Below are 23,620 nucleotides of genomic sequence, written 5' to 3' on the forward strand. Positions count from 1 at the left end.
TTTCCTTACAGGTTCACGCCGGCTTTGGCCAGGCTGCCCCGGATCCGGGCGGCCGCACGGTCTTTGCCCAGGAGGGGAATCATTTCCGCCAGTTCCGGTCCGTGCTGGTTCCCGGTGAGGGCCACCCGTACGGGCATGAACACTTTCTTGCCCCCCAGTTTGGTTTCCTTCTGGACGGCTTTGAACAGGGCCTTGGTGCTGGCATGGTCCAGATTTTCTGCAGCCGCCAGTTTGTCCAGGAACAGGCCCATTACCTGGGGCACCGTTTCTTCCTTCAGTACGGCTTCTGCTTCAGGGGTTTCAAAATCGAATTCATCAGTGAAGTACAAGGCCACTTTTTCCGGGATTTCCTTCCCGAATTCCGCCTGGTCCCGGGCGGTCAGGATGACTTTCTTCAGCCATTCCAGCTTGTCCCCGGTTTCTTCCCCGGTCATGTACCCTGCTTCCTTCATGAAGGGTACGGCAAAAGCCACATAGTCTTCGTCGGACAGCTGGCGCATGTAGTGGGCGTTCAGCCAGTTCAGTTTCTTGATGTCGAACACAGCCGGATTCTTGGCCACATGGTCCAGAGAGAACTGCTGGATCAGTTCTTCCCGGGAGAAGATTTCCTGGTCGGAATTGGGAGCCCAGCCCAGGAGAGCCAGGAAGTTCACAATGGCGTCAGGCAGGTAGCCCATCTGCCGGTACTGGTCCACGGAGGTGGCCCCATGCCGTTTGCTCATCTTCTTGTGGTCCGGTCCCAGGATCAGGGAAATATGGCCGAAAGTGGGTTTTTCGAATCCCAGGGCATCGTACAGAAGCAGCTGCCGGGGCGTGTTGGACAGATGTTCTTCCGCCCGGATCACACAGTTGACCCCCATCAGGGCGTCGTCGATGACCACGGCGTAGTTGTAGGTGGGGATCCCGTCGCTTTTCACGATGACAAAGTCCCCGATGCCGTTGGAATCGAAATGCACATCCCCACGGACTTCATCGTGGACCACAATATCCTGGTCTTCCGGCACCCGGAACCGGATGGTGGGTTTCCGGCCTTCCGCTTCGTAGGCGGCCCGCTGCTCCGGAGTCAGGTTCCGGCATTTTCCCATGTACCGGGGCGTCTTCCCCTGGGCGGTCAGGGCTTCCCGTTCCGCTTCCAGTTCTTCCGGGGTGCAGTAGCAGTAATAAGCCTTGCCTTCTGCCAGCAGCTTGTCGGTGTATTTCTTGTAGATGTCCAGCCGTTCCATCTGCCGGTAGGGGCCGTTGGGGCCTCCCACATCCACCCCTTCATCCCAGTCGATGCCCAGCCATTTCAGGGCCGCTTTGATGTTGGCTTCCCATTCCGGTTTGGACCGGTCCTGGTCGGTGTCTTCGATCCGCAGCAGCATGACCCCGTTTTCCTTCCGGGCCAGCAGCCAGTTGAACAGCGCAGACCGGGCGCCTCCGATGTGGAACGGCCCGGTAGGGCTGGGTGCAAAACGTACTTTCAGTTTCTTTTCCATTGTATCTTCCTCCCAAAGGTTTTTTATCTTGTAAGACTGGCCACGGCTTCGGCAGCAATGCCTTCTCCACGGCCTGTAAAGCCCAGTTTTTCCGTGGTGGTGGCCTTTACGTTCACCGCGTCCCGGGGCAGCCCCAGGTCCGCGATGAGATTCTCCAGCATGGCCGGCTCATAGGGAGCCAGCTTGGGACGCTGGGCGATGATGGTCACATCCACGTTGTTCACCTGCCAGCCGGCTGCCCGGAGCTTCTCCAGCACCGCCGCCAGCAGTTTCCGGCTGTCCGCCCCCAGATAGGCGTCGTCCGTATCCGGGAACAGCCGGCCGATGTCTCCCAGGCCCGCCGCCCCCAGCAGGGCGTCCATCAGGGCATGGAGAGCCACATCCGCGTCAGAATGGCCGTCCAGTCCTTTATCCCAGGGCACAGTGACCCCGCAGAGGATCAGAGGCCGGCCTTCCACCAGCCGGTGCACGTCATACCCGGATCCGATCCGGAATTCCATAGGCTTTCCCTCCCTGCGTTCTGCCAGATCCTGAGCCCAGGCCAGGTCTTCCGGCGTAGTGATCTTCCGGTTGTCATAGTCCCCCATGATGAGGGCCACCTGACCGCCCAGGGCTTCCACCAGGCTGGCATCGTCGGTCACATCCAGCCGGCGTTCCCGGGCCAGGGCGAATCCTTCCCGGAGCAGCTCCGGCCGGAAGATCTGAGGAGTCTGGACCGCCCAGAGACGGCTCCGGTCCAGGGTGTGGTCCACAGAACCGGCGCAGTCATCCACTTTGATGGTATCCTTGCAGGGCACTGCAGCAATGGCCGCCCCGGTTTCCCGGGCTTTGTCCCACACCCGCTGGAACAGTTCCGGCCCGGCAAAGGGACGGGCCCCGTCGTGGACCGCCACCCAGGAGGCATCCTCAGGCAGAGCCGCCAGGGCATGGGCCACAGAATCCTGCCGCTCTTTCCCGCCGGTGACCACCTGCCAGGCAAGGCCGGGGAACTGCCGGTCCTGCCACTCCTGGAGCAGCTGCCGGGCTCCCGTTTCTTCCCCTTTGGCCACAGTGACCAGGGCCAGGGTCAGGCCGGGCACCTGGCTCAGCTGATGCAGGTTCCGGACCAGGATGGGGATTCCCCGGACAGAGGCATAATTTTTATTATACCCCAAACCCAGCCGTTTTCCCATACCTGCGGCGGCAATGATGCAAACCAATTCCTTTTCCATCCCATCATTCCTTATCTTATTTCAGTTTGGCAAAGATCATCCGTCCGGCAGAAGTCTGGAGCACGGAGGTGACCGTCACCGGCACGGTGAAGTTCACGCAGCGCTTGCCCCCTTCCACCACCACCATGGTACCGTCATCCAGGTAGCCGATGGCCTGGCCCGGTTCCTTGCCTTCCTTGGCCAGATAGATCTGGAGCTCTTCTCCCGGCAGTACGGACTGCTTCAGGGCATTGGCCAGGTCGTTGATGTTCAGCACCCGGACCCCCTGGATCTCCGCCACCTTGCTCAGGTTGAAGTCATTGGTGGCCACCATGCCGCCCCGCTCTTTGGCCAGACGGACCAGCTTGGTATCCACTTCTGTAATGTCGTCATAATCCTTGTCGGCGATTTCCACCACCGCGTTTTTGTCCCCCTGGATGGCCCGGACAATGTCCAGCCCTCTCCGGCCCCGGTTCCGTTTCAGGGTATCCCCGGAATCGGCGATCTTCTGGAGCTCTTCCAGGACGAATTTGGGGATCACGATGATCCCTTCCAGGAACCCCAGCCGGATCACATCCAGGATGCGGCCGTCGATCAGAACGCTGGTATCCAACAGTTTATAAGTGCGGGAAGCATTACGGGCACTGGCTTTCCGGGCATTGTCCTTGTTCCGGGCAAACCAGACTCGGTTAAAGAATAAAAGGATATCCTCACGTTTGTTCAACGCCACCTTGGCCCCGATGATGGCCCCCATGATGCTGAAGATCAGGGAGATGTACGGCCCCACAATGGGCAGACGGGAAAAGGCCGTCCCCAAAAGGGTGGCTACCACCAGTCCGGTGATCACCCCGATGGACAGGACAAAAATGTCCCCGGTGGGCAGATCCGCCAGATAGGATGCCAGGATCTCCGAATAATGGAGGGTGGAATGGATCAGGGGCGTGGCGGCAGCCTTGCCGATGTACCCAAAGATCAGGGCCCCGACCACCCCCAGAATCAGGTTCAGAGGCGTCACCCCCAGAAACCCCAGTTTCAGGTAATCCGAAAAAACGAATTCACTGAGAAGAGGCGTGGCGATTTCCATCAGGAAAACCCCCAGGGCAGCAAAGACCAGGATAACGACAAATTTGATGATTTTCTCAACCATAGTTTCACCTCCTTGCGCAACATTTCAAAGTTTATTGTACAATAATACGAAAATAAAGAAAAGAGATTGCAACAGAAATTGGAATAAAGTGTAAAAAAGGAGGTGTGAAAAATTATTTCACACCTCCCGTCAATGGTCAATTGTTAATGGTCAATGGCCTCATGATGAAATTTGCAGGCAAATTTCCAAGCCAGAAAATCACACAAACTGATCCAGCCATTTTTCACTTTTTTCTTCATCCACGCTTTCCACCAGCATGAACTCACTGAGGAGGATCTGCTTGGCGGTGGTCAGGAGCCTGCGTTCCCCGGCGGACAGCTTCTTTTCCGTTTCCTGTACTGCCAGGGTCCGGACCACGTCCGCCACTTCGAAGATGTCCCCGGTCTTCATTTTATCCACGTACATGTTGTACCGGCGGTTCCAGGTGATCCGCTTCATCTTGTTTTCCGGCCGGGCCTTCAGCACGTCTTCCACCTTGGGAAGGATGGCCTTGTTCACAATGGGACGGAGCCCGATTTTATCCACATTGACTTCCGGGATCAGCACCTTCATATCGCTGAGCAGCATCTTCAGCACAAAATAGTTGACCGGATGACCGTCAATCTGTTTCTGCTCCACATTCTTTATCACAGCCGCCCCATGCATGGGGTACAGCACTTTATCGCCCACTGTAAACATTCTGCTACCTCCTTACGTACAGAGTAGATACAATACCAACAACTGTATTTATTGTAGCACGGATGTTGCAAGAAGTCAAATTTTTAGATTATAACACTTATCTTATGGTGATGTCAACGGTTTTTTGAGAAAAAGGGGGTGTTGCACGTTATGTGCAACACCCCGGCCTTATGAGCCGCATAGCGGCTCGGTCTCGAGTCTCGAGCCGAATGAAAAAAATTTGCAGGCAAATTTTTGAACGTGTAAATCGGTACCGTAGGGGCTGCACGCCGGGCAGCCCACCAAATCATCGATTATCTGCGCATTTTGCGGGGCGCCAGGCCTGCGCCCCCTACGGTTATACACAATAAGAAGAACCTGGCCGAAGGAAGCCAGATGCGCCCCTTCTGCCTCTCACATCCCGCTCTCCTCCCGGATCCGCTCCAGCCGGTCATCGGTGGCCGGGTGGTCAGAGAGCATCCTTCCAAAGAATCCCAGTTGGGGATTGTGGTACATGGTATCCAGCTTGGCCAGGCCGCTGTACAGTTCCGGCCCCAGGCCCAGCTGACAGGCGTAGGCGTCGGCGGCATATTCATCCTGCCGGGAACAGTACCGGTTGAACAGGGTGAGAGGCCACCCCAGCAGCCAGTTCCCCAGCCGGAGGATGAAGTTCATCACGATGCAGAAGAACACCAGGATGAACCCCAGCACAGGGATGAACTGGAGCACCGTCAAAAGAGCCAGGAACAGGCTGTAAATCCGGAAACAGGCCCGGTTGGCCGTGGACATGCCCCAGAGCAGCAGCAGTTTCCAGGTGTGTCCCTTCTGCAGGTGGCCCATTTCGTGGGCCAGGATCCCGGACAGCTCCTCCACGGTGAAATACTGGAACATGGGCTCATTGACGATGATGTTGTTGTCACCCAGGGCACAGGCGTTGAAGGATTTTTCCGGATTCACGTACAGATGGAAGGTCTCCCCTTCCAGTCCGCCCCGGCGGATCACCGGCTCCAGAGCCTGTTCCAGCACCTGCCGGTAAGGGCCCTGGGCGGATTTCCACCCGCTGGTGAAAATCATCACCCGCTGAAAAAAGGGCAGCTGCATCAAAAGCCCCGGCACCAGGATCAGTACCGTCATCAGCCACTGCTGCCAGCCGGGGCTGGCATCCAGGGTCCGGAGGGTCTCCGGCGGCAGGAAGAAAGCCGCCAGAAGCAGGAAAAACGGGCTCCACAAAGACAGGAGCAGGTAGTTCACAAAGAAAGAAACGATCATCAAAAGGGCGCTCACCGTGCTCCCTCCTCTTCACATACAGAAGCGGGCCGCCCGGCATGCGGCCCCTACGGGTTCGTGGAAGCCGTCAGGCTCCTGACTGCGTTCATCGGCTCCGTAGGGGTTCCACGCCGGGAAACCCGCCTTAAACCGGTCCGTTATGCGTAAACGATTTTATTTATATTCCTCCGCCAGCTTCTTGAACAGGGGCAGGGACTTTTTGATGGTGTCATAGCTGATGCAGTAGCTGGCCCGGAAATACCCCGGGCAGCCGAAATCCGTACCCGGCACCAGGAGCAGGTCGTACTTTTTGGCCCGTTCGCAGAAGGCGTAGTCGTCCTCTTCCAGGCATTTGGGGAACAGGTAGAAGGCCCCCTGGGGCTTCAGCACTGTGAACCCGGCTTCTTTCAGGCCCTGATACAGCAGCTGTCCGTTCCGTTCATAGGGAGCGATATTGGACGGCTTCCCGGCGCACCGGGCCACCACCAGCTGCCACAGGGAAGGGGCGTTCACATGGCATTCCACCCGGGCTGCCCCGGCAATGGCTCCGAACATTTTGGCAAAATCCGCCACTTCACCGGGCACCACAATATAGCCGATCCGTTCCCCGGGCAGGGAGAAGGATTTGCTGTAGGAATAGCACACCAGGGTGTTCTTGTAGTACAGAGGGATGTAAGGCACCTGGATATCCCCGTAGACGATTTCCCGGTAGGGTTCGTCGGCGATGATGAAAATGGGATGGCCGTATTCCTTTTCCTTCTTTTCCAGCACCGCTGCCAGGTTCCTGATGGTCTCTTCCGAATACACCACACCGCTGGGGTTGTTGGGAGAGTTGACGATGACCCCTTTGGTGTGAGGCGTCACCAGTTTTTCAAAGGCGGCGAAATCGATCTGGAAATCTTCCGTCCGGGCGGGCACCACTTTCAGGCTGGCCCCGGTGGATTCCACAAAGCACCGGTATTCCGGGAAGAACGGGGCAAAAGCGATGAATTCATCCCCCTCTTCCGCCAGGGCCTTGAAGCAGATGGTAATGGCCGCAGCAGCGCCCCCTACCATGAACAGGTTGGCCCCGGTGAAATGGGTGCCGAACCGGCGGTTGATGTCCTGGGCCAGGGTTTCCCGGACTTCCGGTTTCCCGGGGGCCACGGTGTAGCTGTGGATGGCCTGGGGCGGCAGTTCGTTCATGATGTCGATGACCGCTTCCTTGATGTAGTCAGGGGCCGGCACATTGGGGTTCCCCAGGCTGAAGTCGCAGATGTTCTCCGCTCCCACTTCTTTGGCCCGTTTCTGGCCGTATTCAAAAATGGTCCGAATGGTGGATTTTTTCGAACCCAGTTCATACATTTTCTCGTTTACCATAAGATCACCTGTGTTTCTGTGTAGAGTTGGTATTATTATAGCATAAAAAAAGGGACCGTTGCGCAAGCAACAGTCCCTTTCCTCTTCTCAGCCCAACAAAGCCTTTACCATGGCATTCACCCGCTGGCCGGTTGCCTGGCCTTTGGTCCGTGCCATGACGGTGCCCATGACCTTGCCCATATCCTTCATGGATTTGGCTCCGGTCTTTTCAATGGCTTCCGCCACAATGGCCTTCAGTTCGTCATCGCTCAGCTGCTGGGGCAGATACTTCTTCAGCACTTCGATTTCCTGCTGATTTTTCTCCACCACATCAGGACGGTTGGCGTCCTTGACCTCTTTGATGGTATCTTCTCTCTGTTTGACTTCCTTCATGATGACAGCCAGTACAGCGTCATCCTTCAGTTCTGTCTTTTCGTCAATTTCCTTGTTCCGAATGGCAGCCCATACCATACGCAAAACGGCCAGCCGAAGCTTGCCGTTTTCCCGGTCTTTCATGGCCTGTTTCATATCGGTTTGCAGAATCTCTCGTAAAGACATCTTCCACGCCCCCAAATCAAATCAAGTCAATGAAGATTATCTGGATTTGCGTTTTCTAGCAGCTTCAGACTTCTTTTTCCGTCTTACGCTGGGTTTTTCATAGTGTTCGCGTTTTCTTACTTCGGACAGGACGCCCGCTTTCTGCGTAGCCCGTTTGAAACGGCGCAGAGCGCTGTCCAAAGATTCGGTTTTGCCAACTCTGATCTCAGTCATCTATATCCCTCCCTCCACGATCTCTTTCGGGAAGTGTAATTTAACATTAACACCTAGCCATTATACCGTAAAAATGCAGTCTCTGTCAACAGAAAATCTGCCTTTTCTCAGCAGGGAGGCCATCCCAGTTCCTTGCCGCCCAGAATGTGGAAATGGAGGTGCGGGACAGTCTGTCCCCCTTCCACGCCGGTGTTCACCACAATCCGGAAGCCTTTTTCGGCAATGCCCAGTTTCTTAACGATCTCAGGCAGTACCTTCTTCACATGGACCAGGATCTCAGGGGATGCGGTGAGGATATTCTCCGTATGTTCCTTGGGAATCACCAGCACATGGACCGGCGCCCCGGGATTCAGATCGTTGATTACGATCACCTGGTCATCTTCGTAAACCCGTTTGCTGGGGATCTCCCCGGAAACGATTTTGCAGAATACGCAGTCAGTCACAGTCTCACCCCCTGTTCATGGAATATCTTATATTATATCACCCTTCAGCCCGTCCTCAAAGAGCTTTTCCAGGCGAACGGAAGAAATTTTTCCCTTCATGTTTTCCGGGCTGTCCGCATACACCCGTACATACCCGGGAGTGAGCCCTTCCCACAGGCCGTTCTTTTTGTTCCGGCGCTCCCAGAGCACGGTGCTTTCCCGGCCGATCTGTTCCTGCCGGTAAGCCAGGTTCCCTTCCCGGTCCACTTCTTCCAGCCGGTGGACCCGTTCCTGTTTTTCCTGGTTGGAGATCTGGTCCGGCATCACCGCCGCCGGGGTCCCCTTCCGCTGGGAATAGGGGAAGATGTGGATCTTGCTGAACCGGCACTGGCGGATAAAATCCAGGGAGGCCTGGAAATCCTCTTCCGTTTCGCCGGGGAAGCCCACGATCACGTCGGTGGTAATGGCCACATTGGGCACCAGGCTCCGGATCTTCTCCAGCAGCTGGGCGAATTTGGCCGTGTCATAGGGCCGGTGCATCCGTTTCAGGGTGCTGTCGCAGCCTGCCTGGAGGGGCAGATGGAGATGGGCGCACAGCCGGGGCTCTTGGGCCATCAGTTCCAGCAGGGCGTCTTCCACTTCCACGCTTTCCAGGCTCCCCAGCCGCAGCCGGGGCACCTGGGGCTGTGCAGAAAGAGCCGCCTTCACCGCGTCGGACAGATGGGGTCCCCCGGGGATTTCCTTCCCATAGCAGCCCAGATGGATGCCGATCAGGACGATTTCCTTGTACTGTTCCGCCGTCAGCTTGGCCACTTCTTCCCGGATGTTTTCCAGGGACCGGGAGCGGAGATGGCCCCGGGCGTAGGGGATGATGCAGTAGGCGCAGTACTGGTCGCACCCTTCCTGGATCTTCAGGAAGGCCCGGTTCCGGCTGGCGTCCACTGCCGCATCCAGTTCTTCGAATTCCCGTCCCACCGGCAGGTCGTGGACCGCGTTGATGGGGGCTTCTTCCGGGCTTTCTCCCAGCCGTTCCCGGACCAGTTCCACCACCTTGCTCCGGTCCTGGTTCCCGATGATCAGGTCCACCCCGTCGATGTGAACCACTTCGTCAGGAGAAGTCTGGGGATAGCAGCCGGTGACCACAATCAGAGGCTTGGGATCCCGCCGGGCCGCCCGGTGGATGATTTTCCTGCTCTTGCTCTGGCCCATGTTGGTCACCACGCAGGTGTTGATGAGACAGATGTCCGCCGGCTCCTCGAAATCCACGATCTCATAGCCCGCATCCCGGAACAGTTTCTCCATGGAAGCGGTATCCGACTGGTTCACCTTGCATCCCAGTGTATAAAAAGCGATTTTCTTCATGCTGTGTTTTTCTTATCCTCCCAAATTCCCTGTTTCGTACATAATGGCCGTAAGGGTGGCCAGAGCCGCCGTTTCCGTCCGCATGATCCGGGGCCCCAGGCTTACCGAATGCCAGCCCAGTTCCTGGGTCAGGGCGAATTCGTCCTTGGAGATGCCCCCTTCCGGACCGATCAAAAAGGCGATAGAGGCTGCTTCCTTATGGGCCGCCAGCACCTCCCGGATGCCCCGGGTGTCTTCCACTTCATAGGCCACGATCTTCAGTTCCGCCGGACACTGGGTCACAATGTCCCGGAACCTGGCCGGCAGGGCCACCTGGGGAATGATGTCCCGTTTGCTCTGCTTGGCCGCCGCTTCGGCGATTTTCTGCCACCGTTCCTGCTTTTTGGCCGCCTTGGCCGGGTCCACCTTCACCACCGAATGGTCCATGATGGCCGGGCGGATCTCCGTGACCCCCAGTTCGATGGCCTTCTGGATCACCCATTCCATTTTGTCCTGTTTGGGCAGCCCCTGGATCAGGGTCACTTTCACCGAAGGTTCGTGGCTTTTTTCCAGGGTTTCCACCAGAGCCAGGTCCACCCGGTTTTCCCCGAAGCCGGTGATCTTCATCACCGCCGCCACCTGGTCCAGGCTTACGATCTGGAGCTGTTCCCCCAGCTTCATCCGCAGCACATGGGTGATGTGATGGGCGTCCTGGCCGTCGATGGACATGGTTTCCCCGAAATCCCGGGGTACAAAGAACCGGTACACGTCAGCCTTCCTTTCCCATGGTCACGGCACACCAGCCCGCCTTCCGTTTCACATCCAGGAAGGTGAAGCCGTTTTCTCCGGCCGCTTTCTCCACATCCGGCAGCCGTTCCTCGATGATGCCGCTGGCCAGGAACCGGCCGTTCTGCCGCAGCTTCACCGCCACTTCCGGCAGTACCAGGATGATGATGTCCGCAATGATGTTGGCAATGATCAGATCCGCCTGACCCGGGGTGCCGTCCAGCAGGTTCCCCTGGTTTACGGTGATCCGGCTGCTGAGGCCGTTCTGGGCAATGTTCTCTTTGGCCACTTCCACGGCCTTTTCGTCGATGTCCACCGCATGGATGGTCTTGGCCCCCAGAAGAGCCGCCGCCATGGCCAGAATGCCGCTGCCAGTGCCCACGTCGAAGACTTCACAGTCCGGAGTCACCAGTTCTTCCAGCCGCTGGATGCACATGCTGGTGGTGGCGTGGGTGCCGGTGCCGAAGGCCATTCCCGGATCCAGGGCGATGACCTTCTCCTCCCCCTGGGGGGCGTAGGTTTCCCAAGACGGTTTGATCACGATTTTCTTCCCCACCTTGGTGGTGTGGAAATACTGCTTCCAGGTATTGGCCCAGTCCTTTTCGCTGATCTGCCGGAACAGGGTGGGCCCGAACCGGAACTTCCCGATCCGGCCTTCGATGGCCTGGAGGCCCTGTTCAATGGCGTCCAGTTTCTGCTGGAGCTGGTCGTTTTCCGGGTAGTAGGCGGAAACAGTGACCACTTCCGTATTTTCCTGATGGGGAATATCACACAGTTCCCAGGTGGCACTTTCCCGCAGCTGGTTCAGCAGCAGAGGGTCTTCGATTTCCACCCCGTTCCGGGCCCCCACCTCCCGGAGCAGATCCGCCACAGCTTCCACAGCCTCATGGGTAACTTTTATGCTAACTTGCAGCCAAGATTCCATATGTAACGCTCCTTTGTACAGATATCGTATTATTATACCATATTGTGAGGGGGAGAAAAAGTGGGTAAGTGGTTAGGTGGGTAGGTGGGTAGGTGGGTAAGTGATTAGGGAGGTAGGTGATCACGGGGCCGCCTCTCCGGAGCATTGTTCATCGTTCATCGTTGTGGAAGGAACCCGCTGCAGCGGGTTCCTCTGAAGGGAAACGCAGCCCATGGGGCTGCTAACCCACCACCCATGCTGCGCATGGATACCCCCGCCCTTGCAAAGGGCGGATATACGCTCGGGCTGACGCCCATTGCGTTTTTACATCAGAATAGAAAGTTTCTGTACGGGTTCTATGTTTCAAAACAAGGGGCCTTGCGCCCCGCGTTTTTATCCGCCCTTTGCAAGGGCGTAAGCAGGGAGCATCCGCTTCAGCGGATTGCGAGATCGCTTATGCCGTAGCTGGGGACCGTTGCGCTTGCGCAATGGTGGTGGGTTAGCAGCCTCCGGCTGCGTCCTCCTTCAAAAAAATTTGCCTGCAAATTTTTTCCTTCGGCCGCTGACCATTGACCATTGACCGCTGACAGGCCGCTGCATCCACAGCGTGGATGTTGAAGGAAACTCCGTTATACACCAGCCGGTAGGTCCCTTCCCCACCCGGCAGGGTCAGGGTGGTGGTGTATTCCCGGTGCTGGGTCATTTCTTGATCCGGTTCCGGCAACCGCATGCCGCTGGGAGTGATTTCCACCTTCTCCGGCATGCTTTCCACGTCGAAGGTGCCGTAGTTGGTCACCTTACCGTCCAGCACTTTAAAGAAGGGGATGGATTTCTTTTCCCGGTACCAGGTCCGGCCGCCGTTATCATGGTCTTCCGCCCCTCTGAATTCCCGGATGGAAGGTTCGTCCACCGTCCCCTTCCCTTCCGGAATGGGGATGGGTCTGTCCGGCGTGATATTTTGTATATCCATAGTCTTTATTAAGTTTTTTATTTGGTTTATCATTCCAGAGAAGAGTCCATACATGAAAAAAAATGGCTGCTGTACGTGTATTGACACGTACAGCAGCCATTTTTTCTTTACTTGAACAGATCTTTGATTTTGTTCAGGAAACTTTTTTCTTCCGGATTGATGGTGCTTCCGCTGGCATCGCCGAACTTCCGCAGGGCCTCTTTCTGGGCCTCGCTGAGCCCGGTGGGGATCACCACTTTGATCCGGACCATCTGGTCGCCCTTCTGACCCGACCGCAGGGATACGATCCCTTTCCCTTTGAGACGCAGGATCTTGTTGGGCTGGGTCCCTTCCGGGATCTTCACCTTCACCTGGCCGTACAGGGTGGGCACCTCGATCTCCGCCCCCAGGGTAGCCTGGACGATGTTGATGGGCACTTCGCAGGTTACGGTGGTGCCGTCCCGTTCAAAGAACTTGTGGGGCTTCACGTACAGGTATACGTACAGGTCCCCGGGACGTCCGCCCCGGAGCCCGGCTTCCCCTTCGCCGGCCACCCGCAGGCGGGAACCATTGTCCACGCCGGCAGGGATCTTCACCGTCAGCATCCGTTTCTTCTTCACCCGGCCTGTGCCATGGCAGTCCTTGCAGGGATTGGTGACAATCTTCCCGGTACCATGACATTTGGGACAGGTCCGGACGTTGACCACCTGGCCAAAGAGAGAATTCTGGGTAACCCGGATCTCCCCTGTACCATGGCAGTCCGGACAGGTTTCCGGCGTGCTGCCGGGAGCCGCCCCGGAACCGTGACAGGTTTCACATTCCTCTTCCCGGTTCAGGCGGATTTTCTTCTCCGTGCCAAAAGCGGCCTCTTCAAAGGTGATCTGCAGGTCCATCCGCAGGTCGGACCCCTGCCGGGGGCCATTGTCGGCCCGCCGGCCGGAACCGCCCCGTCCGGCACCTCCAAAGAACATGTTGAAGATGTCGTCCATGCCTTCTCCGCCGCCGAAACCTCCAAAGCCCTGGAACCCGCCGCCGAAGGGGTTGCCGGCACCAGCGCCGGGTCCTCCTCCGTTCTGGAAAGCGGCATGGCCGTACTGGTCATAGGCCGCTCTCTTCTGGGGGTCGCTGAGGACACTGTAGGCTTCGTTGGCCTCTTTGAATTTGTCCGCTGCTTCCGGATTGTCTTTGTTCAGGTCGGGGTGATACTTCCGGGCCAGTTTGTGGTAGGCCTTTTTCAGCTCATCGGCTGTGGCGTTTTTGGAAACGCCCAGCACTTCATAGTAGTCTCTCTTCTCTGCCATCCGTATCTCCCTCTAGGAAAGCTTATTTCTTGTCGTCGTCAACGACTTCCGCATCCACTACATCGTCGTCGGCTTTCTTGCTTTCGGTCCCTCCGTTGGCGCCTGCACCGGCGTTGGTGTTGGCATTGGCACCGGCAGCACCCTGGGCAGCGCCCTGGTTCTGCTTGTACAGTTCAGCGCTCAGTTCATACAGAGGTTTCTGCAGGGCTTCGGTATCGGCTTTGATCTTGTCGGTATCGTCGCCTTTCATGGTTTCTTTCAGGGCGGCGATGGCGTCCTGGACCTTCTTGATCAGGTCGTCATGGCCTTTGCCGTTCATGTCCTTCACGGTCTTTTCAGCCTGGTAGATCAGGGTATCTGCCTGGTTCTTGGCTTCTACGGCTTCCTTCCGCTTCTTGTCGGCGGCTTCGTTGGCCTGGGCTTCCTTCACCATCTTGTCCACTTCTTCCTTGCTCAGGCTGCCGGAAGAGGTAATGGTGATCTTCTGTTCCTTGCCGGTACCCAGATCCTTGGCGCTTACGTTTACGATACCGTTGGCATCGATATCGAAGGCCACTTCGATCTGAGGCACTCCCCGGGGAGCTGCCGGAATGCCGGACAGTTCAAAACGGCCCAGGGTCTTGTTGTCCGCAGCCATTTCCCGTTCGCCCTGGAGTACGTGGATATCCACAGAGGGCTGGTTGTCGGTGGCCGTGGAGAAAATCTGTTTCTTGGAAGTAGGAATGGTGGTGTTCCGGTCAATGATCTTGGTCATTACGCCGCCCATGGTTTCGATACCCAGGGACAGAGGCGTTACATCCAGCAGCAGGACGTCTTTCACATCCCCTGCCAGCACGCCGGCCTGGATGGCAGCACCCATGGCCACACATTCATCCGGGTTCACCCCGTGAGCCGGTTCCTGGCCCATGGTCCGTTTAATGGCTTCCTGCACCGCAGGGATACGGGAAGAGCCGCCTACCAGCAGGACCTTGTTGATGTCTTTCGGGGTCATGTTGGCATCGCTGAGGGCCTTGTTGACGCACACGAGGGTCCGGTCAACCAGGTCGCTGGTCATTTCATCGAATTTGGCCCGGGTCAGATCCATGTCCATATGCACAGGGCCGTTGGGGCCTGCGGAAATGAACGGCAGGTTGATATTGGTGGTCAGCATGTTGGACAGTTCGATCTTGGCTTTTTCAGCAGCTTCACGGATCCGCTGCATGGCCATCTTGTCCCCGGTCAGATCGATGCCGTTCTGTTTCTTGAATTCATCGCACATCCAGTCCATGATCCGTTTATCGAAGTCATCGCCGCCCAGATGGGTATCCCCGTTGGTGGATTTCACTTCGAACACCCCGTCGCCCAGTTCCAGGATGGACACATCGAAGGTGCCGCCGCCCAGGTCGTAAACCAGGATGGTGTGGTCGTCGGATTTATCGATGCCGTAAGCCAGAGCTGCAGCCGTGGGTTCGTTGATGATCCGTTTTACATCCAGCCCGGCGATCCGGCCTGCATCCTTGGTGGCTTGACGCTGGCTGTCGTTGAAGTAAGCCGGTACGGTGATGACGGCTTCGGTGACTTTTTCACCCAGATACCGTTCTGCATCGCCCTTCATCTTTTCCAGGATCATGGCGGAAATCTGTTCCGGAGTATAATCCTTGTCGTCAATGGTCACCGTGTATTTGGTGCCCATGTGCCGTTTGATGGAGCTGATAGTCCGTTCCGGGTTGGATACAGCCTGGCGTTTGGCCAGCTGGCCTACCAGTCTTTCCCCGTTTTTCGTAAAGCCAACCACGGAAGGAGTCAGCCGGCCGCCTTCCTGGGTGGTAATAACCGTAGGTTCGCCGCCTTCCATCACAGCGACTACGGAGTTGGTGGTCCCTAAGTCAATACCAATAATCTTAGACATAATGAATTCCTCCTGTACACTCTGGAATTATCAATCGTTCAAAACGTTGTTTTCAATCGTTGCGGACAACCCGCACCTTGGAATGACGGATTACGTCGTCACCGATCTTGTAGCCCTTTTCCAGGACCAGGTCGATGCTTTCATCCGGCAGATCCGGGTTGCTGCCCTGCATCACGGCTTCATGGATCTGAGGGTCGAAAGGCTTGCCTTCCGCCGGGATCTCTTCGATGTGCAGGGTCTGGAGTGCCTTTTCAAACTGCTTGTGGATCATTTCCATGCCTTTTTGGATGGCCGCTCCGTCTTTGCTGGTTTCCAGACTGGCTTCCGCCCGTTCGAAATTGTCCAGCACCTTCAAAAATTCCCGGGCCACCTGTCCGGTTACATACCGGCCCAGACGTTCCCGTTCTTCGTTGTTCCGTTTCCGGAAGTTGTCAAAATCTGCCTGGAGCCGCAGGAGCCGGTTCTGCAGGTCAGCGATCTGCTGTTCCTGTTGGGCGATCTTTTCGTCCCTGGGATCGGGTTCTGCTGCTTTTTCATCTTTGGTGTCAGCCTGGGCTGCTTCCGCTGCCTTGGCCTGTTCTGCGGTTTCTTCCGCCGCAGTCTGGGCCTGGGCCGCTTCCGCACCCTCTGCCTTCACGGTTTCCGGGTTCTTCTGCTGGTCCTTTTCCATTGGTCCTCCCCTACTTTTCATCCATTTTATTCATGACCACCCGCAGGTAGTTGTGAAGGTAATCCATGACGGAAATCACCTTCCGGTATTCCATACGGGTCGGTCCCAGGACCGCCAGGGTCCCCACCACCTGTCCGTTGAGACGGTAGGTGGCCTGGATCATGCTGCAGTCCTGGATGCCGGAAAATTTGTTCTCGCTGCCGATGGTTACCTTGAGACCGGAGTCCTTGTCGGCCATCAGCATGTCTTTCAGCATCTGCTCTTCCTCCAGCACGCTCAGCAGCTCCCGGATCCGTTCCGGATCCTTGAATTCCGGCTGGCTGAGCAGCTGTTTGGTGCCGCCCAGGTACATCTTGTTCTCCGACTGGCCGCTCCGCATCTGTCTGACCACCTGGATCAGAGAAGCATACAGGGCTTTGTCCCCAGCCAGGGCATCCCGGACGTCTTTCAGGATCTGGTCTGTGATATCGTTCAGCTTCATCCCATGGAGCTTGTTGGTGACTCTCTGGGCCAGGGTGTCCATTTCCAGGCGGCTCATGCCCGCCGGGATCTGGATCACACTGTTGTCCATCCGCCCGTCGTTGGCCACAATGCACAGGATGGCCTGGTGCTCGTTCAGGGGCAGGAAGCGAAGATAGGAAAATACGCTTTCGCTGTCCTTGTTGGCCAGCACCACGGACACGTTCTTGCTCATCCGTGACAGGATCTTGGCGGTGGACTGGAAGATATCGTCGATGCTGTGGACCCGTTCCCGGAACCAGCTGTTGATCAGCGCCACATCGTTGGGCGCCAGGGCATCGGGTTTGGCAATGGAATCCACATAGTACCGATAGGCAGCCGCCGACGGGACACGGCCCGCCGAAGTATGGGGCTGCTCCAGATAACCCAGCAGTTCCAGGTCGGACATTTCGTTCCGGATGGTTGCCGGGCTGATCCCCAGATTGTACTTCCTGGCGATGCTGCGAGATCCTACAGGCTCCGCCGTTTCGATATAGTCTTCAATGATCAGTTGAAGAATTTTTTTCTTGCGGTCACTCAGCACTGTAATCATCTCTCTTCTGGATTGTTAGCACTCTAATAATTGGAGTGCTAACATCTAAGTGTAAAGATACACCTCTTTAGTCAAATTGTCAATACTTTCCCTAAAAATATTTGCCTTTTTGCAAAAATTCTTCAAAGGCCAGATTTCCGTACCGCATCCCCTGTTCCGTAAGGCGGATACGGTCCCCTTCCCGGGTGATCCAGCCCCGGTTCTGGCAATGGGCGAACCCTTCTTTATATATATGGAAGAAATCTTCTCCCGTCCGCAGTCGGAATTCTTCCAGGGACAGTCCCTTGGCGGTGCGCAGGTTCATGAACACCAGCTCTTCCCGCCGTTCCGTGGGAGTCAGTTCTTCCTGTTCCGGGGCTTCTCCCCGGAGATAGGCCATCAGATTCCAGGGATTGGTCTCCCGTTTCTTTCCGTCGAACCCGCAGGCAGCAGGGCCGAAGGCCAGATAGGGATCGTAGTGCCAGTACACCTGGTTGTGCCGGGATTCCTGGCCGGGCCGGGCAAAATTGGAGATTTCGTACCTTTGGTACCCGGCTTTGGGCAGTTCTTCCATGAGCAGGTCGTACATGGTACCGGTTTCCTCTTCCGAAGGCAGGGCCAGCTGCCCTTCCCGGATCTGTTTGGCCAGAAGGGTCCCCTCTTCCACCGTAAGACCGTAGACGGACACATGGTCCACCCCGGTTTGCAGCAGCCGTTCCAGGGAATCCCGGACAGATTCCACTGTCTGGCCAGGGTAACCGTAGATCAAATCCCCGCTGATCCGCCGGAACCCGGCCTGCCGGGCCAGGGCAATGGCTTCTTCCGCCTGCTCCGCCGTATGGATCCGGCCCATGGACACCAGTTCAGACTGCTGGAAGGACTGGATTCCCAGGCTCAGCCGGTCGAACCCCAAAAACCGGTAAAACCGGAGCCGTTCCAGGTCCACCGTCCCCGGATTGGCCTCCAGGGTGGCTTCCGCCGGCTGCTGCCAGAAGCCCCGTTCCTTCAGGGCGGAAACAATGGCAGCCAGATCATCCAAAGGCAGCACACTGGGGGTGCCCCCGCCGAAATACACCGTAGCCCTGGGCGAAACCGGCAAAGCCGGCGTACAGGCGGAGATTTCCTCCACCAGACGCCGGGCGCAGTCGTTCATGATATGGTCATTGTAAATCTGATACGAAGCAAAATCACAGTAGGCACATTTATGGACACAAAAAGGGATGTGCACATAAACCGCCTGGTACGATTCCCAGGGATGGGACATGGTATTCTCCTTTGACCGTCTTATTTCCCCTTCTTCACATCTTCCAGCAGGGCCATCTTCATGGCGTAGTACCGGGGACTCATGTCCAGGAAATGCATGTGGGGGTTGCTGAAGCGCTGTTCTTCGGGCCAGATTTCGTGGTCCAGCTGCTTCCGCACGTACCGGCGGATTTCTTCCAGGGACGGGGACGGGTGGAGGCGCTTGCCTTTTTCCAGCACCAGTTCCTGGAGTTCCCGGAAGGTACAGTCTTTGAAGGCCATCTTCTTCCAGGGCCGCTGGGTATCCACAAAGGGGAATTCGGCACTTTCCCGGGGATCTTCGTCATGGAGGGTCAGGAGATCCGCAATGGCATGACCGGTTTTGTCATACACTCTCCAGGCCCGTTTCCGGCCCGGGTTGGTGATCTTTTCAAAGGTTTCGGAGATCTTGATCTTGGGGATGATGGCTTTGTCCTTGTGTACAGCCACCAGCTTGTACACGGCCCCGAAGACCGGGTCGCTCTTGGCGGTAATCAGCCGTTCCCCCACCCCGAAGGAATCCACACAGCCGCCCTGTTCCAGGATGGAGCTGATGGTGTATTCATCCAGGGAGTTGCTCATGACGATGATGGCATCGGTGAGCCCGGCATCGTCCAGCATCTTCCGGGCCTTTTTGGACAGGTAGGCCAGGTCCCCGGAGTCGATCCGGATCCCTTTCAGCCGTTTGCCCATGGGTTCCAGTACTTCCTTGGCCACCCGGATGGCGTTGGGCACCCCGGAATCCAGTACATCGTAGGTATCCACCAGCAGGATGGCGTTGTCCGGGTAGATTTCCGCGAACCGCTTGAAAGCGGTGTATTCGTCGTCGTAGTACATGACCCAGCTGTGGGCCATGGTGCCGCTTACCGGGATGTTGAACATCTGGCCGGCCAGGACGGTGGCCGTGCTGTCAGCTCCGCCGATATAGGCGGCCCGGGCCCCGTATACGGCGGCGTCCATGTTGTGGGCCCGGCGGGCGCCAAAGTCGGACACCCCCCGGCCCTGGGCGGCTTTCACGATCCGCTGGGCCTTGGTGGCGATCAGGGACTGGTGGTTAATCTCGCACAGGATAGCGGTTTCCACCAGCTGGGCATCCACCAGAGGAGCGTACACCGTCAGCAGGGGTTCATCAGGATAAATCACACTGCCTTCGGGCATGGCATATACATTTCCCCGGAACTGGTAGGTTTCCAGCCACTGGAGGAAGGGTTCGCTGAATACATGGAGGCTTCGGAGATAGGAAATGTCTTCGGTGGAAAAGTGCATGTTTTCCAGGTAATCCAGCACCTGTTCCAGACCGGCAAAAATGGCGAAACCGCCTCCGTCCGGATTGTTCCGATAAAATACATCAAAGGACACGTAGTCGTCCCTGTCCCGTTTCTTGTCTTCAAAATACCCGTTGGCCATGGTCATTTCATAGAGGTCAAACATCATGGACAGATTTCTTGCATCAAATTGTTTCATGGGTCTCCGCCTTTCCAGGTACAGTATTTGTTACCCATTGTACCACAGTTTGGCCGTTTTCGGAAAATTAAATTTTTACCACATTCCCAGGACCTTCCCCCACAGACAGCCGATGCCGCCCCAGATCAGGATGGACAGCAGGCTCAGGACGAAGCCGATCTGCCACCACCGGTTCTGGGTCACATATCCGGCGCCAAAAAAGATGGGAGCCGGGCCGGAGCCGTAATGGGTGAGACATCCGAACAGGCTGCTGAACCAGGCCAGCACATAGGCGGCCATGGTGGACGGTGCCCCGGCGCTGGCCATGACGCTGAGGAAGGCGGCGTACATGGCGCTTACATGGGCGGTGCTGCTGGCGAACAGGTAATGGGAATAAAAGTACACCACTGCCAGGATGGCCATGGCCACCAGTCCGTTGTCCCCGGCCACCAGGGCGCTCATTTCTTTGCTGAACCAGGGGATCATCCCTTTGGTGTTCAAAAATCCGGCCATCATCACCAGGATGGCGAACCAGACCAGAGTATCCCAGGCGGCTTTTTCACTTTTGATGTCATCCCAGGTAAGCACGTTGGCTAACAGCAGCAGGCACAGGCCAAAAAGGGCGGTGAGAGTTTCACTGAGACCGATGTACCGGCCCCCGGCCCAGAGACCGATGAGCAGAAGAAAGATCACGGCCATGGCTTTTTCTTCCCGTTTCAGGGGACCCATGGCATCCAGCTTCTGCCGGGCCAGAGCCGGAGCCTCCGGAGTCTCCTTCAGTTCCGGCGGGTTCATTTTATAGATCACCAGCGGGAACAGCACCAGGGAAATCACTGCCGGCACACAGGAAGCCGCCAGCCAGCCGCCCCAGGTCATGTTCACCCCCAACAGATCGCTGGCGAAACTGACGGCCATGGGGTTGGCGGCCATGGAGGTAAGGAACACGGCGGAAATCACCACGTCGCACTGGAACACCACCGGCACCAGGAAATTCCCCAGTTTGTTCTGGGTCCCTTCTTTGGGGTCGGAACCAAAGGTCACGTTCAGGGACTGGACAATGGGAGCCAGGATGCCTCCGGCCCGGGCGGTGTTGCTGGGCATGGCCGGGGCAATCACCAGGTCGCTGGCCACCAGGGAATAGGCCAGGAACAGGGGCTTTTTGCCGAACCGTTCCACAAACAGATAGGCAATCCGTTCCCCCAGCCCGGTCTTTACGATGCCCCGGGAAATAAAGAAGGCCACTACCACCAGCCAGATGGTAGGGATGCTGAATCCACTGAGAGCTTCTTTCAGGGTAAGGGCCCGGGTGAGACAAAGGCTCACCATGCCCAAAAGAGCCATGACGCCCATGGGCAGAGGTTTCAGGATCAGCCCCACAATGGTGGCGGCAAAGACGCCGAACACATGCCAGCCGGCCGGGGCCAGGTCTCCCGGAGGAGGCACCAGGAAGGACAGGGCGCCCAGGAACCCGCAGAAAATCAGTTGTTGCCATTTTTTGAACAGGGTCACATTGTCAGCCTTCTTTCTTGGATAGGGGCCGTTGCCAGATAGACAAAAAGAAGCCGTTCCGCAACAGCCGGTTACAGCTTCTTATTGTACATCATTTAAATTGTTTTAAAAAGAGGGAAACTCTCTACCCTGCAATCCGCCGGGCCATCTCCTTCACTCTTTGCTCCAGCCCCTGGTTCTGCAGGATGCTCCCCGGGTCATTGGCGGTTTCCATCAGGGCAAAATGCGGAGGCAGGATGAAGTGCTTGTTGCAGTTCAGGGCGTCGATCACCTGTTCCGCCACAATGTCTCCCCCGCTGTAGCCGCTGACCACCAGGGCGAAGATCCGCTTTTTGGCAAATTCCCGGTAGTCCGTCCGGAACAGGGCGGTCATCCGGTTGAAGAAGGCCATGATGTTGGCGCTTACTGCATCGTTGTAATTGGGACAGGCAAAGACCAGGGTGTCGCTTTCCCGGATGGCCGGGTACCCTTCTTCCACCATGACCCCTCCGTAGAAACAGTCCCCCTGCTCCCCGAAATGGAGACAGGCTTCGTAGCTGCAGCCCCGGCAGTCCACCACGGTGCCGTTCCGGAGGCTCACTTCCCGGATCTGGGCCGCTGGTTCCAGCTGCTTCCGGACAAGGCTCCAGAGCAGCAGGGTATTGGAGGTCTTCCGGCTGCTGGCGTGGAACAGAGCGATTTTGTGCCGTCCCCCTTCCGGCGCCGGAACCCCGTCAAAGACCAGGAGCTTGTCCACCAGCTGGGCCACGGCGTTTTCGTAGGCCTCCTGGTTGCCGATGCCCTGGATCCTGGCCCGGATATTGAAGTTGTACAGGGACCCGGTGGCTTCCACCAGGGGCGCCCCGGGAAAGGCGCAGCCGGACCGGTTGGCCATGAAGATCATTTCCCTTCCGGCCTTTTTGGTGAACAGTTCGTCCTCCCCGTCCACCACCACGCTGCCGGTGCAGTTTTCCAGGCAGCGGGGATGGAGGGAAATGTAGGCGATGATCCGGGCAAATCCCAGGCTCATGCCTCCCACTCCCAGGTTCACCGCAAAGAGCAGCTTGTGCGGACCGGGTTCCCGTGGGCCGGTTTCCGGAAACATCCTGGCAAAATCCGACAGCCGGTCCACAACCACATGGGGATGGCCTGCCAGAGCCCTTTTCAGGGCCCCGTCCACCCGGCAGGTGGTTTCCTCTTCGTGCCATCCCATTTTGATCACATAGAACATAGAAATCCCTTCCTGTTTCCCCGCCGGTTATTTCATCCGGCACAGATTCAGATAGGCGTGGCGGATCCGGGCGTACAGTTCCGGGCACAGAGCCGCGTCTTCATATTCAAATCCCTGTTCCGTCAGCCGGTTCTTCATGCCCAGGAAGGCCCCCTCTTTCCCGTCCCCCAGGTACAGGGATCCGTAGTGCCAGGCACCCCGGAGGGTCAGCAGGATGGAAATGGCCGCACTGGACAGGGCCGGAGCAATGTAGGGCTTGTACCCCAGTTCCCGGACTGCCAGGTTGCAGGTGACGGTTTTCCGGGTCAGTTCCCGGGAAAGCTCATCATTGTAGTGTTCCAGGCTGTCGGCGATCACCAGATCCTGGCCGTGAGGACCAAAGGCCCGTCCTTCTTTCAGATAATGGGTGAGCCGGGGATCTTTTTCCGCATAGTAACAGGCCCGGGCGTTCATGACTCCCAACCCGTATCCCTGGACCTGCCAGGGCGCCAGGCCGGAACTTTCCAGGAAGGCCCGGCACAGGTTGTCCACCGGGTCGGAAACGATGCAGGCCAGGCCCTGGTACCCTGCCTTCCGGGCCAGGTCCCCGAAGTGCCGGACCAGTTCGCTGTTGGCCGCCAGCTGGATCATCCGCATATCCCCTTTGGCCCCGATGGGAGGAGTCCCTTTGGTGGCGCAGAAAATGAACACGTCGCAGTCAAAGAGCCTGTCTTCAGTGACGATATCCACGGCCGGCAGCACCTGGTCCCCTTCCGGGAAAGGATACCGGATCTGATTGATTTCGATTTCCAGCCGCTGGAGGTTCTTTTCGTTCAGGTCGCAGAGGCCTATGGAGGCGATCTTGTCGGACCCCAGGAGCCGGAGCCCGATGAGCATGGTCCGTCCCACGTCCCCCAGGGCCAGGATGTGGACCCGGTTCTTTTCCCTGAGAGCCGGACGCCCCAGCAGGGACAGGGGCTGGGTGATTCCCGCCTCTTTGGGCAGATCGCTGATGTGAAGCCAGTTGTTTTCCATTTGCAGCACTCCTTTCACCAAAGGC

General features: G+C 57.3%; 22 protein-coding genes. All 22 read right to left on the reverse strand.

Translation table 11 applies throughout. The features are described 5' to 3' along the window. Positions 1 to 5: 5 nt before the first annotated feature. The 22 genes from gltX to ACZOF8_RS00410 all read right to left on the reverse strand — a co-directional run bounded on the left by gltX (position 6) and on the right by ACZOF8_RS00410 (position 23,595). A complete protein-coding gene (gene gltX, locus ACZOF8_RS00305; RefSeq protein WP_308664094.1) occupies positions 6 to 1,478 on the reverse strand; it encodes a glutamate--tRNA ligase in 1,473 nt (490 codons plus the stop codon). A 23-nt stretch (positions 1,479 to 1,501) separates the two neighbouring features. Beyond that, positions 1,502 to 2,689, reverse strand: a complete 1,188-nt coding sequence (gene ispD, locus ACZOF8_RS00310; protein ID WP_022487006.1) for a 2-C-methyl-D-erythritol 4-phosphate cytidylyltransferase — start codon at positions 2,687 to 2,689, stop codon at positions 1,502 to 1,504. Between the two features lie 16 nt (positions 2,690 to 2,705). Then, entirely contained in the window at positions 2,706 to 3,815 is a 1,110-nt protein-coding gene (locus ACZOF8_RS00315) for a PIN/TRAM domain-containing protein (protein ID WP_487426419.1), read from the reverse strand. 198 nt (positions 3,816 to 4,013) lie between these two features. Further along, positions 4,014 to 4,493, reverse strand: a complete 480-nt coding sequence (locus ACZOF8_RS00320) for a CarD family transcriptional regulator (protein WP_012938099.1) — start codon at positions 4,491 to 4,493, stop codon at positions 4,014 to 4,016. A 393-nt stretch (positions 4,494 to 4,886) separates the two neighbouring features. Then, positions 4,887 to 5,756, reverse strand: coding sequence for a M48 family metalloprotease (locus tag ACZOF8_RS00325; RefSeq protein WP_022487442.1), 870 nt, complete (start codon positions 5,754 to 5,756; stop codon positions 4,887 to 4,889). Positions 5,757 to 5,912: 156 nt separating this feature from the next. Next, on the reverse strand, positions 5,913 to 7,097 hold the full coding sequence (locus ACZOF8_RS00330; RefSeq protein WP_487426422.1) for a pyridoxal phosphate-dependent aminotransferase: 1,185 nt from the start codon (positions 7,095 to 7,097) through the stop codon (positions 5,913 to 5,915). 87 nt (positions 7,098 to 7,184) lie between these two features. After that, positions 7,185 to 7,634 (reverse strand): GatB/YqeY domain-containing protein, encoded by a 450-nt coding sequence (locus tag ACZOF8_RS00335; protein ID WP_022487444.1) that lies wholly within the window; start codon positions 7,632 to 7,634, stop codon positions 7,185 to 7,187. A gap of 36 nt (positions 7,635 to 7,670) precedes the next feature. Beyond that, the gene (gene rpsU / locus ACZOF8_RS00340; protein ID WP_012938095.1) at positions 7,671 to 7,847 is read right to left on the reverse strand and encodes a 30S ribosomal protein S21; all 177 of its coding nucleotides are present in this window, start codon (positions 7,845 to 7,847) and stop codon (positions 7,671 to 7,673) included. Positions 7,848 to 7,954: 107 nt separating this feature from the next. Continuing rightward, a complete protein-coding gene (locus ACZOF8_RS00345) occupies positions 7,955 to 8,290 on the reverse strand; it encodes a histidine triad nucleotide-binding protein (protein WP_022487445.1) in 336 nt (111 codons plus the stop codon). Between the two features lie 27 nt (positions 8,291 to 8,317). After that, entirely contained in the window at positions 8,318 to 9,631 is a 1,314-nt protein-coding gene (mtaB, locus tag ACZOF8_RS00350; RefSeq protein ID WP_487426425.1) for a tRNA (N(6)-L-threonylcarbamoyladenosine(37)-C(2))-methylthiotransferase MtaB, read from the reverse strand. 12 nt (positions 9,632 to 9,643) lie between these two features. Continuing rightward, positions 9,644 to 10,378 carry a 16S rRNA (uracil(1498)-N(3))-methyltransferase gene (locus ACZOF8_RS00355; RefSeq protein WP_487426427.1) on the reverse strand — a complete coding sequence of 245 codons (735 nt, stop codon included), beginning with the start codon at positions 10,376 to 10,378 and terminating at the stop codon, positions 9,644 to 9,646. Position 10,379: 1 nt separating this feature from the next. Then, entirely contained in the window at positions 10,380 to 11,321 is a 942-nt protein-coding gene (gene prmA, locus ACZOF8_RS00360; RefSeq protein ID WP_481143617.1) for a 50S ribosomal protein L11 methyltransferase, read from the reverse strand. 478 nt (positions 11,322 to 11,799) lie between these two features. Further along, on the reverse strand, positions 11,800 to 12,270 hold the full coding sequence (locus ACZOF8_RS00365; RefSeq protein ID WP_288311625.1) for a hypothetical protein: 471 nt from the start codon (positions 12,268 to 12,270) through the stop codon (positions 11,800 to 11,802). A gap of 107 nt (positions 12,271 to 12,377) precedes the next feature. Beyond that, positions 12,378 to 13,550, reverse strand: coding sequence for a molecular chaperone DnaJ (gene dnaJ / locus ACZOF8_RS00370; protein ID WP_303226321.1), 1,173 nt, complete (start codon positions 13,548 to 13,550; stop codon positions 12,378 to 12,380). A 22-nt stretch (positions 13,551 to 13,572) separates the two neighbouring features. Then, entirely contained in the window at positions 13,573 to 15,438 is a 1,866-nt protein-coding gene (gene dnaK, locus ACZOF8_RS00375; RefSeq protein ID WP_487426429.1) for a molecular chaperone DnaK, read from the reverse strand. Between the two features lie 52 nt (positions 15,439 to 15,490). After that, complete coding sequence (gene grpE, locus ACZOF8_RS00380) at positions 15,491 to 16,108, reverse strand: nucleotide exchange factor GrpE (protein WP_022487527.1); 618 nt, start codon at positions 16,106 to 16,108, stop codon at positions 15,491 to 15,493. Positions 16,109 to 16,118: 10 nt separating this feature from the next. Beyond that, on the reverse strand, positions 16,119 to 17,159 hold the full coding sequence (gene hrcA / locus ACZOF8_RS00385; protein WP_012938084.1) for a heat-inducible transcriptional repressor HrcA: 1,041 nt from the start codon (positions 17,157 to 17,159) through the stop codon (positions 16,119 to 16,121). Between the two features lie 91 nt (positions 17,160 to 17,250). Next, positions 17,251 to 18,402 (reverse strand): radical SAM family heme chaperone HemW, encoded by a 1,152-nt coding sequence (hemW, locus tag ACZOF8_RS00390; protein ID WP_487426432.1) that lies wholly within the window; start codon positions 18,400 to 18,402, stop codon positions 17,251 to 17,253. A gap of 20 nt (positions 18,403 to 18,422) precedes the next feature. Beyond that, a complete protein-coding gene (locus tag ACZOF8_RS00395; protein ID WP_022487529.1) occupies positions 18,423 to 19,883 on the reverse strand; it encodes a nicotinate phosphoribosyltransferase in 1,461 nt (486 codons plus the stop codon). A 75-nt stretch (positions 19,884 to 19,958) separates the two neighbouring features. Then, the gene (locus ACZOF8_RS00400) at positions 19,959 to 21,371 is read right to left on the reverse strand and encodes an anion permease (RefSeq protein WP_308664103.1); all 1,413 of its coding nucleotides are present in this window, start codon (positions 21,369 to 21,371) and stop codon (positions 19,959 to 19,961) included. Positions 21,372 to 21,495: 124 nt separating this feature from the next. Then, positions 21,496 to 22,581, reverse strand: a complete 1,086-nt coding sequence (locus ACZOF8_RS00405; protein WP_022487531.1) for a flavodoxin family protein — start codon at positions 22,579 to 22,581, stop codon at positions 21,496 to 21,498. Between the two features lie 27 nt (positions 22,582 to 22,608). Further along, positions 22,609 to 23,595 (reverse strand): Rossmann-fold NAD(P)-binding domain-containing protein, encoded by a 987-nt coding sequence (locus tag ACZOF8_RS00410; RefSeq protein ID WP_022487532.1) that lies wholly within the window; start codon positions 23,593 to 23,595, stop codon positions 22,609 to 22,611. Between the last annotated feature and the right edge of the window lie 25 nt (positions 23,596 to 23,620).

This window comes from Acidaminococcus sp. (assembly GCF_057597765.1).

What these genes read in the sequence shown, in the direction of transcription:
- gltX (WP_308664094.1), bottom strand. Translation starts at nt 1,478, where the DNA reads ATGGAAAAGAAACTGAAAGTACGTTTTGCACCCAGCCCTACCGGGCCG.
- ispD (WP_022487006.1), bottom strand. Translation starts at nt 2,689, where the DNA reads ATGGAAAAGGAATTGGTTTGCATCATTGCCGCCGCAGGTATGGGAAAA.
- ACZOF8_RS00315 (WP_487426419.1), bottom strand. Translation starts at nt 3,815, where the DNA reads ATGGTTGAGAAAATCATCAAATTTGTCGTTATCCTGGTCTTTGCTGCC.
- ACZOF8_RS00320 (WP_012938099.1), bottom strand. Translation starts at nt 4,493, where the DNA reads ATGTTTACAGTGGGCGATAAAGTGCTGTACCCCATGCATGGGGCGGCT.
- ACZOF8_RS00330 (WP_487426422.1), bottom strand. Translation starts at nt 7,097, where the DNA reads ATGGTAAACGAGAAAATGTATGAACTGGGTTCGAAAAAATCCACCATT.
- ACZOF8_RS00335 (WP_022487444.1), bottom strand. Translation starts at nt 7,634, where the DNA reads ATGTCTTTACGAGAGATTCTGCAAACCGATATGAAACAGGCCATGAAA.
- rpsU (WP_012938095.1), bottom strand. Translation starts at nt 7,847, where the DNA reads ATGACTGAGATCAGAGTTGGCAAAACCGAATCTTTGGACAGCGCTCTG.
- mtaB (WP_487426425.1), bottom strand. Translation starts at nt 9,631, where the DNA reads ATGAAGAAAATCGCTTTTTATACACTGGGATGCAAGGTGAACCAGTCG.
- prmA (WP_481143617.1), bottom strand. Translation starts at nt 11,321, where the DNA reads ATGGAATCTTGGCTGCAAGTTAGCATAAAAGTTACCCATGAGGCTGTG.
- ACZOF8_RS00365 (WP_288311625.1), bottom strand. Translation starts at nt 12,270, where the DNA reads ATGGATATACAAAATATCACGCCGGACAGACCCATCCCCATTCCGGAA.
- dnaJ (WP_303226321.1), bottom strand. Translation starts at nt 13,550, where the DNA reads ATGGCAGAGAAGAGAGACTACTATGAAGTGCTGGGCGTTTCCAAAAAC.
- dnaK (WP_487426429.1), bottom strand. Translation starts at nt 15,438, where the DNA reads ATGTCTAAGATTATTGGTATTGACTTAGGGACCACCAACTCCGTAGTC.
- grpE (WP_022487527.1), bottom strand. Translation starts at nt 16,108, where the DNA reads ATGGAAAAGGACCAGCAGAAGAACCCGGAAACCGTGAAGGCAGAGGGT.
- hrcA (WP_012938084.1), bottom strand. Translation starts at nt 17,159, where the DNA reads ATGATTACAGTGCTGAGTGACCGCAAGAAAAAAATTCTTCAACTGATC.
- hemW (WP_487426432.1), bottom strand. Translation starts at nt 18,402, where the DNA reads ATGTCCCATCCCTGGGAATCGTACCAGGCGGTTTATGTGCACATCCCT.
- ACZOF8_RS00395 (WP_022487529.1), bottom strand. Translation starts at nt 19,883, where the DNA reads ATGAAACAATTTGATGCAAGAAATCTGTCCATGATGTTTGACCTCTAT.
- ACZOF8_RS00405 (WP_022487531.1), bottom strand. Translation starts at nt 22,581, where the DNA reads ATGTTCTATGTGATCAAAATGGGATGGCACGAAGAGGAAACCACCTGC.
- ACZOF8_RS00410 (WP_022487532.1), bottom strand. Translation starts at nt 23,595, where the DNA reads ATGGAAAACAACTGGCTTCACATCAGCGATCTGCCCAAAGAGGCGGGA.